5 protein-coding genes are annotated in these 13,934 nt (G+C 34.7%); 4 read left to right on the top strand and 1 reads right to left on the bottom strand.

The genetic code is table 11. The annotated features are described in order from the left end of the window. The first annotated feature begins 20 nt into the window (after positions 1 to 20). From BSF42_RS18270 to BSF42_RS18255, 4 genes are read left to right on the top strand one after another with little or no spacing between them, the layout of a single operon-like run. Entirely contained in the window at positions 21 to 2,708 is a 2,688-nt protein-coding gene (locus tag BSF42_RS18270) for a DUF5695 domain-containing protein (protein ID WP_095954544.1), read from the top strand. Positions 2,709 to 2,714: 6 nt separating this feature from the next. Then, positions 2,715 to 4,814, top strand: coding sequence for a beta-galactosidase (locus BSF42_RS18265; RefSeq protein WP_095954543.1), 2,100 nt, complete (start codon positions 2,715 to 2,717; stop codon positions 4,812 to 4,814). 35 nt (positions 4,815 to 4,849) lie between these two features. Beyond that, positions 4,850 to 7,018, top strand: a complete 2,169-nt coding sequence (locus BSF42_RS18260) for a family 43 glycosylhydrolase (protein WP_095954542.1) — start codon at positions 4,850 to 4,852, stop codon at positions 7,016 to 7,018. Positions 7,019 to 7,041: 23 nt separating this feature from the next. Next, positions 7,042 to 9,000 carry a glycoside hydrolase family 97 protein gene (locus BSF42_RS18255; RefSeq protein ID WP_095954541.1) on the top strand — a complete coding sequence of 653 codons (1,959 nt, stop codon included), beginning with the start codon at positions 7,042 to 7,044 and terminating at the stop codon, positions 8,998 to 9,000. A 2,001-nt stretch (positions 9,001 to 11,001) separates the two neighbouring features. Here BSF42_RS18255 and BSF42_RS18250 read toward each other — a convergent pair. Further along, on the bottom strand, positions 11,002 to 13,614 hold the full coding sequence (locus BSF42_RS18250; RefSeq protein ID WP_095954540.1) for a T9SS type A sorting domain-containing protein: 2,613 nt from the start codon (positions 13,612 to 13,614) through the stop codon (positions 11,002 to 11,004). Positions 13,615 to 13,934 lie beyond the last annotated feature (320 nt).

Below are 13,934 nucleotides of genomic sequence, written 5' to 3'. Positions count from 1 at the left end.
TAAACAAGCATAAAACAAAGATGGGAAATAAAAAATACAGACTTGGTTTATTATTATTTTTAGGATGTACAATCACTATCCAGGCTCAAGATTATTGGAGTAAAATTGAACAAAAAGAACCTTCTTTGGGTATTGCAGAAGTTTATCAAAAAATAAATACACCTGCTTTTCAATTAAAGCTGGTAAAAGCTTCACAGACAGTAGCGGGTTTAAGGCCAATTAAAAATCTAAATTTTGATTTTACGCCTAGTGACCGACTTGAAATTAGAGATAAAGATGGGCTTTATCATCTGGGAGATATTAATTTAAAAATTAAAGAAGGAAATGGTGATTGGCAGAGCTTTTCGACAGCAGCAAAACGCCAAGCAGTTACGCCTTTAGAAACTTCGGCAAAAGTATTGGCAGCAGCAGATTTGGCTAATACGCTGCCAAATAATATTCCAGTAACAATTAAACGTTTTTATGAAATTGACGGCGGTGAATTGGTAATGAGATTTGAGATTACAAATAAATCAGCTGGTACGATTGAGATTGGTGCATTGGGTATTCCTATGGTTTTCAATAATATTTTAGAAGGTAAATCGCTAAATGAAACTCATGCCCAAAATGTATTTTTTGATCCTTATATCGGAATGGATGCGGGATATTTGGAAGTAAAAAGATTAAGTGGTGAAGGACCTGCATTATTAGTACTTCCAAAAGAAAACATGGCATTTGAGGCTTACCGTCCTTTATTGGATGATCCAACCCCGCGAAGTATTGTTTTTGAAGGTTTTCATGAATGGATGGTGTACAGTAAAGCTTACGCAGAAAATGAATGGAAAAATGCACAACAGTGGAATGCACCAACTTCATTACTATTGAAACCAAAAGAGTCTAAAAGTTTTGCATTTAAACTAGTACTTTCTGAAGGAATTGAGGACATACAAAATACGCTTGTAAAAGAAGAACTTCCTGTTGCAACAAGTATTCCTGGATATGTGCTTCCACAAGATATTCAGTCACAGTTATTTTTGAATTATAAAGAGGATGTGAGCTCATTTGAAATCGAACCTAAAGGAGCTCTTCAAATAAAAGAATACGGAAAAACGCCAAAAGGGTTAAAAAAATATACGGTTCATGGCATAAAATGGGGACGTGCGAGATTAACCATCAATTATAAAAATGGTATCAAACAAACCATTAATTATAAAATCATTAAACCTGAAAATGAGGTTATTAAAGATTTTGGCCACTTCTTAACAACCGAGCAGTGGTTTGATCAGCCGGATCCAATTTTCAAAAGAAATCCTTCGGTAATTAGTTACGATTACGAAACCAAAAAGCAGCTGACTCAAGACAGCAGGGCTTGGGTTGCTGGTTTAAGTGACGAAGGCGGAGCAGGAGGCTGGCTGGCTGCAATTATGAAACAGCATATTCAGCCTGATAAAGAAGAAATTAAAAAATTAGAACAATTTGTTGATAAAACCCTTTGGGGCAATATTCAGTACAGCGAGGGCAAAAATAAATTCGGTGTTAAAAAAAGCGTTTTTTATTATGAACCAGATTCACTGCCAAAAGGGACTTACAGCAAAGATGTAAATTATAACAGCTGGGCAGCGTGGAAACATAAAGAAGCAAATGATCCAGGAAGATCGTATAACTATCCTCACGTAGCAGCTGCCTATTGGACGATGTACAGATTGGCGCGCTATAATAAAGATTTAGTAGAAAATAGGACATGGGACTGGTATTTAAAACAAGCTTATTATACCTCAATCGCGATGACAGAACTTGCTCCTTATTATGCTCAGTTTGGTCAAATGGAAGGTTCGGTATTTTTACTGATTTTAGAAGATTTGAAAAATGAAAATCTTACAGAAATGGCTTCCAATTTAGAAGCAAAAATGAAAGACAGAGCCAATCATTGGAAAGCGCTTGATTATCCTTTTGGAAGCGAAATGCCATGGGACTCGACAGGTCAGGAAGAAGTGTATATGTGGTCCGATTATTTTGGTTATGATGAAAAAGCAGATGTAACCTTAAACGCAATCGTAGCTTATATGCCAACAATGCCTCACTGGGCGTATAATGGTAATGCACGCAGATACTGGGATTTCTTGTACGGAGGAAAATTATCAAGAGTAGAACGTCAAATACATCATTATGGATCTTCTTTAAATGCGATTCCGGTTTTGAAACAATACAGAAAAAAATCAGATGATTTGTATTTATTAAAAGTGGGTTACGGCGGACTTTTAGGTGGAATTTCGAACATTACTGAAGACGGATTTGGTTCTGCAGCTTTTCATTCTTATCCGACAGAGTTACGAATTGATTATTTGTCTGGTGATTATGGTTCTGGATTTTATGGTTACGCTGTAAATACAGCAACTTATATTGCGAAAGATAATGATTTAGGCTGGCTGGCTTTTGGTGGTAATATTACTGTAAAAGGTGATTTAGTGCAGGTAAAATTAACTACTGCTGCAAAATCTAAAGTATTTATTGCTCCAAAACAATTGTGGCTGACATTAGATGCAGGAACTTTTGATACGATTACTTATAATACCAAAACGGATGAAGTTGAGATTACTTTAAGCAGTCAAAATGAATTTACTCCAAATGCTTATTTAAGAATTAACAAAGATATACAGCTTGCTTATCCAAAGGTTAGAGGTGCGTATGAAATAGCTTTGAAAAATAAAGCTGTCAAAATTAAATTATAACGATAAATGAATATAAGATCAAAAAAAAACTTTTTCGAGAGATTTTGGCTGGGATTGTTTTTAATAATGATCAGTTTAAATGCTGCAGCCCAAAATTTTGAAAAATTTTTCCCAAAGAAAGATCTAACTACCGTTGGTGTATATTATTACCCCGAACACTGGGACCAGAGCCAATGGGACCGAGATTTGAAAAAGATTTCAGAAATGGGCTTTGAGTTTACTCATTTTGGTGAATTCGCCTGGGCACAATTAGAACCTGAGGAAGGGGTTTACGATTTTAAATGGCTGGATAAAGCGGTAGAAATTGCAGTTAAATATAAACTGAAAATTGTAATGTGTACCTCGACTGCTACACCTCCTGTGTGGCTGGTTCGGAAACATCCAGATATACTGGCAACTTACGAAGATGGTACCAAAACAGATCATGGTTCAAGGCAGCATGCTTCTTTTTCAAGTAATTATTACAGAACCTATTCTTTGAAAATGATTGAGCAATTAGCAAAAAGATATGGTGATAATAAAAACATTATTGGCTGGCAGGTAGATAATGAACCAGCACGCTTTCTGGATTATGGAGCCGATGCGCAACAGCGTTATCGAAATTGGCTAAAAAACAAATACAAATCTATTAATGCTTTAAATACCGCATGGGGAAATAATTTCTGGAGTGGAACGTATACTGATTTTGAACAAATTAATATTCCGCTCCATAAAGAATGGGGAATGAATTTACATTCGCAGTTAGATCATTATCGATTTGCGGATGAAGAAACAGCCACTTTTCTGGATTCACAGGCCATTACCATACGCAAATTTGCGAGTAAAGATCAATGGATAACTTCTAACTACAGATCCAATTATAATGAAAGTTTTGTTGGAATGAGTAAAGAACTGGATTTCGATTGTTACACACGATATTTGGTTTACGGAGGAAGTTTAGGAATTGGTTCACAAGGTTATCGTTTAGGAGATTATACCAGTATTGGTATGTCAAATGACTTTTTTCGCCCTTTAAAAGGAATGTATGGCTGTATGGAATTGCAGCCAGGACAAGTAAACTGGGGAAGTATAAACCCGCAGCCAATGCCCGGAAGCGTTCGTATGTGGTTATGGCACGTTTTTGCAGGTGGAAGTAAATTTGCCTGTACCTATCGTTTTCGTGCGCCGCTCTACGGTTATGAGCAATATCATTACGGAATTGTTGGTACAGATGGGGTAACACCAACACCAGGCGGTTTAGAATTTAATCAGTTTATTAAAGAAATAGGTACACTGCGTAAAATGTATGCTAAAGTGGCATTGCCAGATTACTATTTAAAACGCAAAACTGGAATTTTGTTTAATGCTGATAATGTTATGGGGATCGAATTAAACAAACAGACAAAAGAATGGAACACCATTGGCCATTTTTTAAAATACTATAAGGCAGTTAAATCATTTGGCGCACCAGTTGATTTTGTTCGGGATACTACTGATTTTTCTAATTATCCATTTTTAATTGTTCCTGCCTATCAAATGATTGACCAAAAAATGATTGACAAGTTGACTTTATATGCTAAAAATGGCGGGAACTTGGTATTGAGCTGTCGATCAGGAATTCAAAATCGTCTGGGGCATCTTTGGGAAGCTAAATTTTACGAACCAATGTGGAATTTAATCGGATCAGAAATAGAATCTTATGATTTGTTAATGCCTCAGTCTCCAGGCATCATAAAGTTTAATAATGAAGAGTTTGCATGGACAAGCTGGGGAGATTTATTAAAACCTAATAAAGAAACAGACGTTTGGGCAATTTATGGAAGTGAGTTTTATGCAGGAAAAGCAGCAGTTACTTCTAGGAGTCTAGGTAAAGGAACAGTAACCTACATTGGTGTAGATTCTAAAAATGGCGACCTTGAAAAACAAGTATTGCGAAAATTATATCAAAAGGAAAATGTGTCAATAGAAAATTATCCTGAGGGTGTAATGGTAGAATATCGTGATGGTTTTGGTATTGCAGTCAATTATTCGGATAAAAACTATGAAATCAGTTTACCAAAAAATGCAGCTACAATTATTGGAAACAAAACTATCAAAACTTCCGATGTACTTGTCTGGAAATATTGATATCATTTAAAGCTCTTCAAATTAATTTATTAGCCATGTTAGACAAAAAAATATTTTACAGCCTTATTGTACTTGTTTTTACATTACAGGGTATTGGTCAAAACAAAGTTGAGACAGCTGTTTTTTCGGCTGGAAATCCAATTCTGCCAGGCTATTATGCAGATCCTACAATTAAAAAGTTTGGAGATATTTATTACATCTACGCTACCACTGATAACGAAATGCTGGCATCTGGAGCTCCAACTGTGTGGTATAGTAAAGATTTAAAAAACTGGTATAATTATACTATGGAAATTCCGTCTTTTACAGTAAAACCAATTACCAATTTTTGGGCGCCAGATATTGTGGTTGGAAATGATGGTAAGTACTATTTGTATTTTGGAAATTGTGAAATTGGCTGTAACATTTATGGTTACGTTTCGGATACGCCAATTGGACCTTGGAAAAAATTAAATCAAAATGACGAACCCGTTATTTCAAATGGATATCCACGAGAAGGTTTTCCTTCATTAGACGCACAATTTTTTAGAGATACCGATGGAAAAATATACAGTTATTGGGGAACTTGGGTACATTATAATGGAGGTTATGCCGTAGGAGAATTGAATAATTCGACGATGAAAGACATGATGAATTCTAAAAATATTCCATTAAGTCAGACTCCTGAACCGTTTGAAGCGGCTTACATGATGAAAAAAGGAAATAAATACATTTTAATGTATTCTGGAGCTTCCTGTCATGATGAAACTTATAATGTGAGATATTCTTATTCTGATTCTCCTTACGGACCTTTTAAAGAAGGGCTTAATAACCCAATTTTGAGTACAAGCGAAGACAAAACGACACACGGACCAGGACATCATTCGGTATTAGAAGATGGAAAGGATTATTATATAGTTTATCATAAACATGATTATCCAATGACACGTGGAGGTCTGGCAAGACAAGTCTGCATTGATAAAATGATTTTTGAAAATGATTCGACCATTAGAAAAGTAATACCTACTTCAATCGGTATTAAAAAAACTGTACAAACAAATGTTCCAGAAAACATAGCACTCAATGCCCAGATAGCAGCATCATCTTTTTATCACTTGCAATCTTTAGAATACGATTACGAATACAAACCAGATTTTGCAGCAGATGATAATAATGCTACCATGTGGAAAGCTGGCAGTAATGCTCTTCCGCAGGATTTAACGATTGATTTAGGAAGTGTGAAACAAATTAAGAGGGTAATGACTCAATTTGAGTTTGCAAGTTATTATTATCAATACAAATTAGAATATTCTAAAGATGGAAAAAACTGGCAGCTGTATGCCGATAAATCGAAAAATAGTACTTCTGGAAGTCCAATGATTGATGATAATAATGTGACCGCTCGTTTCTTAAAACTAACCGTTTTAGGTACAGAAAAAGCAGGACTTTATGCAGCGGTTTGGAACATAAAAGTCTACAGCGAATTATTTGAGCTTCCGCTGCAATTACAAAACAAAAAATCGAATACAGCACCCGCAACTTTAAGCTCTCATAAAATGCTGTTAGATCTTGATGTTACTAATGAAAAATACGGTAGTTCTTTTAATAGTTTGCCTAACAAAGGTTCTTTAGGAGGTGTTTTTACGAAAACTGGAGATGTGGACATCTCTTGGGATAAAGAAGATAAAATTAAGGCTCTTAATTTTGTAAAAGGCTCTTTGATACTTGATAAAGCAGTTCCTGAAAATCTGGCGTGGAATGGTTCTTACTCTGTTGCTGTGTGGGTAAAAAATCCAGAAGTATCCAAAGAAGGAGAAATTCTGGCCTCTTGGTGTGATCGTACTGAATATAATCTGGCAAATTCTTTTAATGCAATGGCTTATAATAGCGGGCATTATGGTGCCGCTCCACATTTAGATGGTCATTTTGATATGAAATACAACAAAGTGCCCGAACAAAATAAATGGCATCATATTGTTTTGACTTTTGATGGTGTGGTAGAGAAAATTTATGTAGACGGCGTACTTGATAATGCTCAAAATATGATGTTGTCATCGGCGATAAAAAAAGCTAAAATTATAATTGGTGCATCAGATATTGGAGAAAATTATTCTGGTTTTATGGCATCGTTGAAAATGTACGATTATGGGTTAAGTAAAGATGAGGTTGTAAACCTGATGAAACAAACTACTCCTAAAGTAACGAAAGGACCTTCTAAAAAATAGTTTAAAAATAATAGCATTCAAAAATGAAAAAAAGAGTACTTATTTTATGCGGTTTACTGCTATGTGCATTTCAAGCTTCTTCTCAAACTTATGAGGTTAAATCTCCTGATGGACGCATTCAAATAGAAGTGGTTAATTCTGATAAAATTTATTGGTCGGTTTTATTAAATGGAAATTTAATTATTGAGAATGCAGAAGCAGGAATGACCTTTTCATCTAAAACAAATTTTGGATTTAATTCGAAGGTTAAAAAACAGACCGTTAAAAACGTGTCTCAAAACATCCATGCAATAATACCAATCAAAGATGCTGAGATCAAGGACGAATATACTGAGCTTTCTATTGCGTATCAGGGAAATTACAAGCTTAATTTCCGTGTTTATAATGACGGAGTAGCTTATCAATTTATAGATGAAGCTAAAGAAAAAAGAGATATAATTTCAGAAAAAGTTTCTTTATCATTTCCTGAAGGTTCCCGTTCTTTATTTCCTCAGGAAGAGTCCATGTATTCTCATAATGAGCGATTGTATTTAGATAAATCCTTAAACGATATTGCTTCTAAAGATTTTTGCAGTCTCCCTGTTTTGTTTACTACGCCTAAAGCGAAAGTTTTATTTACAGAAACTGCGCTTCATGATTATCCTGGACTATTTTTAAAAGGGAATGGAAACACAACTTTAAATGCGATATTTCCAAAATATGTTTTAGAAGCGGTAGATAAAGACGGAAAATCAGATCGTGTACAAACGATTACAAAAGAAGCAGATTATATTGCCAAAACAAGCGGAAGCAGAGCTTTCCCTTGGCGTGTATTTATTATAAGTGATGACGATCGCACTTTTGTACAAAGTAATTTGTCTTACCAGCTGGCGGTACCCAATGTGCTTAAAAACACAGATTGGATTAAGCCAGGTAAAGTAGCTTGGGATTGGTATAATGACAATAATATTTACGGCGTTGATTTCAAAGCAGGTTTAAATACAGAAACGTATAAATATTTTATAGATTTCGCTGCAGCGAATAAAGTAGAATATGTAATTCTGGATGAAGGCTGGACAAAATCGACTACGAATATTCTTGATTTTAATCCCGCAATGGATGTAAAAGAATTGATTAGATATGGAAAAGAAAAAGGTGTCGGTATAATTCTTTGGGTACTTTGGAAACCATTGGATCAGAATTTATTGCAAATTCTAGAAACTTATAAAAACTGGGGAGCAAAGGGAATAAAAATTGATTACATGCAGCGTAACGATCAATATATGGTAAACTCTTATGAGCAGATTGCCAGAGAATGCGCCAAACGTGAATTATTAGTAGATTTTCATGGAGCATTTAAGCCTTCAGGTTTACACCGAATGTATCCAAATGTATTGAATTACGAAGGTGTAAGAGGAAATGAAAACAACAAATGGAGTGATGAAATTACGCCAGAACATACCGTAACGATTCCGTTTATTAGAATGGCGGCAGGACCTATGGATTTTACACCAGGTTCGATGATTAATAAACAGCCTAAAAACTTTGCCATAAGTTTTAATAATCCAATGACTATGGGAACACGCGCTCATCAGGTGGCCATGTATGTTGTCTATGAAGCGCCTCTGCAAATGATGTGCGAATCGCCGTCAACATATTACAAAGAGCAGGAAACAGTTGATTTTATTACTCAAATTCCAACCGTTTGGGATAAAACCGTTGTGCTTCATGGTTCTGTTGGAAATTATATTGTAGTGGCAAGAAAAAAAGACAATAAATGGTTTATTGGAGGAATGACAGATGCAGATGCGAGGGAATTACCAATTGATCTTTCTTTCCTTGGTGAGGGAAATTTTTCAATGGAAGTATTTTCAGACGGTATTAATGCAGAAACATTTGCACAAGATTATAAAAAAGAAATAACAGCCGTTACTAAAAACACGAAGGTAAATGCCAAAATGGCTTCTGGAGGTGGCTGGTCTGCAATTATTACAAAAAAGTAATAACGAAGTGAATATGATATATATGTCGCTCCGCTGGAGCTTTTTTTTATTTTTTTTATTGAAATTCTATAAATATTTTACCCCGCTGGGGTCTTTGCTGTGACAATGATTTTTATGGATGTTCCGTTTTAGTTTAAAGAGCGATTTAAAAGGGGATAGTTTTTTTTGGAAGCTTCGGAGAAGCTAAATATGTATAGCAAAGAATATATTTCTACAATATAAAGTTTCGAAGGGGTGACATTTTTTATAATCTGTAATATGTCGCTCCGCTGGAGCTTTTTTCATTTGTTTTATTGAAATTCTATAAATATTTTACCCCGATGGAGTCTTTGCTGTGACAATGATTTTTATGGATGTTCCGTTTTATTTTAAATAACGATTTAACAGGGGATAGTTTTTTTGGGAAGCTTCGGAGAAGCTAAATATGTATAGCAAAGAATATATTTCTACAATATAAAGCTCCGAAGGAGTGATATTTTTATAATCTGTAATATGTCGCTCCGCTGGAGTTTCTTCATTTGTTTTATTGAAATTCTATAAATATTTTACCCCGATGGAGTCTTTGCTGTGACAATGATTTGTATGGATGTTTCTTTTTAGTTTAAAGAGCGATTTAAAAGGGGATAGTTTTTTTTTGAAAGCTTCGGAGAAGCGAAATATGTATAGCAAAGAATATATTTCTACAATATAAGAAGCTCCGGAGGAGTGACATTTTTATAATCTATAATATGTCGCTCCGCTGGGGCTTTTTTCATTTGTTTTATTGAAATACTAAATATATTTTACCCCGCTGGGGTCTTTGCTGTTACAATGATTTTTATGGATGTTCCGTTTTAGTTTAAAGAGCGATTTAAAAGGGGATAGTTTTTTTGGAAGCTTCGGAGAAGCGAAATATTTATAGCAAAGAATTTATTTCTACAATATAAAGCTCCGAAGGAGTGATATTTTTATAATCTATAATATGTCGCTCCGCTGGAGCTTTTTTCATTTGTTTTATTGAAATTCTATAAATATTTTACCCCGATGGAGTCTTTGCTGTGACAATGATTTTTATGGATGTTTCTTTTTAGTTTAAAGAGCGATTTAAAAGGGGATAGTTTTTTAGAAGCTTCGGAGAAGCGAAATATGTATAGCAAAGAATATATTTCTACAGTATAAAGTTCCAAAGGGGTGACATTTTTTATAATCTATAATATGTCGCTCCGCTGAAGCTTTTTTTTATTGAAATTCTATAAATATTTTACCCCGATGGAGTCTTTGCTGTGACAATGATTTTTATGGATGTTCCGTTTTATTTTAAAGAGCGATTTAAAACAGGATAGTTTTTTGGAAGCTTCGGAGAAGCGAAATATTTATAGAAAAGAATATATTTCTACAATATAAAGCTCCGGAGGAGTGACATTTTTATAATCTATAATATGTCGCTCCGTTGGAGCTTTTTTTATTTTTTTTTATTGAAATTCTATAAATATTTTACCCCGCTGGAGTCTTTGCTGTTACAATGATTTTTATGGATGTTCCGTTTTATTTTAAATAACGATTTAACAGGGGATAGTTTTTTTTGGAAGCTTCGAAGAAGCGAAATATGTATAGCAAAGAAAATATATTTCTACAATATAAAGCTCCGAAGGAGTAATATTTTTATAATCTATAATATGTCGCTCCGCTGGAGCTTTTTTTATTTTTTTTTATTGAAATACTATAAATATTTTACCCCGCTGGGGTCTTTGCTGTTACAATGATTTTTATGGATGTTCCGTTTTATTTTAAATAACGATTTAACAGGGGATAGTTTTTTTTGGAAGCTTCGAAGAAGCGAAATATTTATAGAAAAGAATATATTTCTACAATATAAAAAGCTCCGGAGGAGTGATATTTTTATAATCTATAATATGTCGCTCCGCTGGAGTTTTTTTTATTTTATGAAAATAACAAAAAAACTGCACCTTCCAATTGGAAAGTGCAGTAAAATATTAAACTAAATTTATTTCGCCAGCACTATTATTTTACAATAATCTTTTTTGTTTGTTTAAAATTTTGAGATTGAATAGTTACAAAATAGATCCCTTTTGACAAATTACCAGTATGGTATTGTTCTTCTAGATTGTAGTTTTTATTTTCAAATACTACTTGACCGCTGCTGTTAGTTATTACTAAATTATAGGTTGCAGCATTTTCATTTGATAGTTTAATATTAATCAAAGAAGCATTATTGGTCGGATTTGGATAAATCAAGAAGTTAGAAGATGAATTTGAAAAATCCGCAACAGAAAGATTATCAGTTATAACGGCTTTCCAATCCCACCAATTTTTATCTACGCTGGCTGTTCTTGTAGCTCCATCTTCCAGTTTAATTTTGTAGTTAAACTTCTTTTTACGAGTGTCATTATTTTCAAAAATATAATCTGAATTACAAATTACAGCGAATATCACACCATTTGCGGGAATTCCTTGAGAAAAAGAAATTGTACAGTCGCCTGCATAAACGGGCTGTGTATAAACCGTTTTTCCTTCTTTGGTACGATAACATAACTGAATCGACATATTTTCTCCTAATGGCTCAAAAAATACTGTAGCTTGATTTCCCTGAACATGAATAGGAATAAAATTAGCGCCAGACCATCCAGGAAGGGTCTTTTCTTGTGGAATTAAGTATCCGTCCTCATCTGTAGTAGTTACAGCATAAGGCGTCGCTTTCCATTTTTCGACATTAATAAGAGCCGGCTGTTCAGGGCCCAATTCTCGTCCCATATTATTGCGGTATAAATTTAAAATTGGCTGTTCGAATTTTCCGAAGTCAGATAATGCCAATCGCGCTCTATATTCTTGAACCATCTTGCGTGTTTTAGCATCTCCTAAACCATTAACAACACCATTTCCATTTGCAATGCCTTCTAATACACGTCCTTCACAATAATTCCAAACCCAAGGCAAACTTTTTTCGTCTACAATTTCTCCTAAAAAGGTTGGAAACACAGAACTGTACTGCACTCCTCCAATGATATCTCTAGTTAATCTTAAGGTTACTCCCTCTGAATTTTGAACTCCAGAATCTACACCCTCGGCTGAAGGCCCTCCAAATGAACCATCTTGAAGCCAACCGCTATAGCATTCTATAGGAATAAAAGGCGCGATCACAGAACCAGCACTTAACCAACCTAAATCGACATTGCTATAATCTGTGCTTCCAGTTTTTTTGATGTCTAAAACCGTTTGAAGCCAAACATTTGAGCCTTCGTGAAACCACGCTGATTTTCTGCATCCAGGAAGGGAAGCATAAATTGCATGTATTCCTTCGTGAACACAAGCCCCAGTTTGGTACTGTGCGTCTGGGAAAGTGGTATTAGGATCGAAACTGGCAACTGGATAATAAGACAAAAGAACCATTGGCCAGCTCTCTCCATCTGGAGTGCCAACGCCGCTCTGCCATCCTCCTAAATCTGTATTTGATGCTGTGTCAGTACAGAGACCAGATCCAAATAAATACACAGAACTGCGATATCCTGCCCTATACAACTTGTCTGGCGGCCATCCCATATTATCTCTTAGAAAAGTAAAGTCACTGTCTAGACGTTTTAGCATTAAATCGACAGCCGTATCTGTGACTAAAGTGTTAGCATTTGGGCCTTGTACAAAAGTCCATGAACCCACATTAGTAGATTTAACGCCATTACAACCATTATAATTTGGATAATCCTCTTCTAAATTTTTTGTAGGTTTTGGAAAATCAGGATAGTCGCTTTTAAAATCATAATGAAGCGTTGTATCGTAACTTGGCCATGTACTGAAATCACTATTGTCTTCTTTTACAGTTAAATAAAAAGATAGGGTGCTTTCGGTACCGCATTCATTAATATATACAAAACGATAGGTTCCAGAATTTTCTATTTGTAAATTAGATAAAGTAATGTTTTGGTCGTTCGATACAAAATTATTTGGACCGGTCCATTTCATTTTACCGCCCGTTGGATTGTTGGCAATTGAAGCTAAAAATTGTACACTTTCTGTTGGGGAAACAACAGCATAATTGAGCGGTTTTTGGCTTCCGTTATTTACTTTAACAGCGGCTGTCAGTCCTGTTGGATCACACTGGGTTGTTTCTACACCAAAAACTTGAAATTCAACTACACCAGTCGCTGTGCTGCTCTTAAAATAAACCCTTAATTTCTTAGTTTTAAAATTTAAATTTCCAATAGCATTAAATTGGTTTAAAGCTAATCCTACGCTGCCAGCATTGATCCACTCAAGACCGTCCCAGTAGGTAATATAAGCATCTGTAGGCTGCGCAATACCTCCAAAATCAGTAAACCAATATAAGGAGACATTGTTTATTTCATGGGCAAAATCCCAATCGTATTGGATCCAATTATAGGTGTTGTAGGCTGCTTCACCGTCCCAATTTCCATAAACGGGATTTGTCCTATCATCAGAACTAATAGGGGGGAAACCATCATTTACAGCACTGAGACTTTCCCATGGCGAAACATGAGATGTAGAGACTTTTGTTGAACTTAGCATTGCTAAATTCGTCTGAGCATTTAAATTTTCTGCTGTTAACACAAAGAGGCCAAGAAGTAGAAAAGATAAAAATCGGGGTAATTTTCTTTCTTTCATAGGATAAATTTTGGTTGTTAATTGTTTGTAAAAAAATATGCTGCATTATAGAATTGTACTTTTTTAATAAGTTTACTTGATTCAAAATAATTCTTATTCTTTTGAACACTAAGTTAAGACTAGTCTTAATAAAATTATATGTACTTAATTATCTGATAATTAGTAAAAGTTAACCAGTATTTACTTTGAGATGATGACTAGTCCTAAATAATCGATACAGATTATTAGACAAATATATTTAATTAGACACCTGTAATATTTTTTATTGCAGGTGTTTTTCTTTTATAAGTTCTCATCTTTACTACACTTTGTTGATGCAT

Source organism: Flavobacterium sp. ACN6, from assembly GCF_002304005.1.
Lineage (GTDB): Bacteria > Bacteroidota > Bacteroidia > Flavobacteriales > Flavobacteriaceae > Flavobacterium.
Note: the sequence above shows the minus strand (reverse complement) of the source record. Positions and strands in the feature narration are given on the sequence as shown.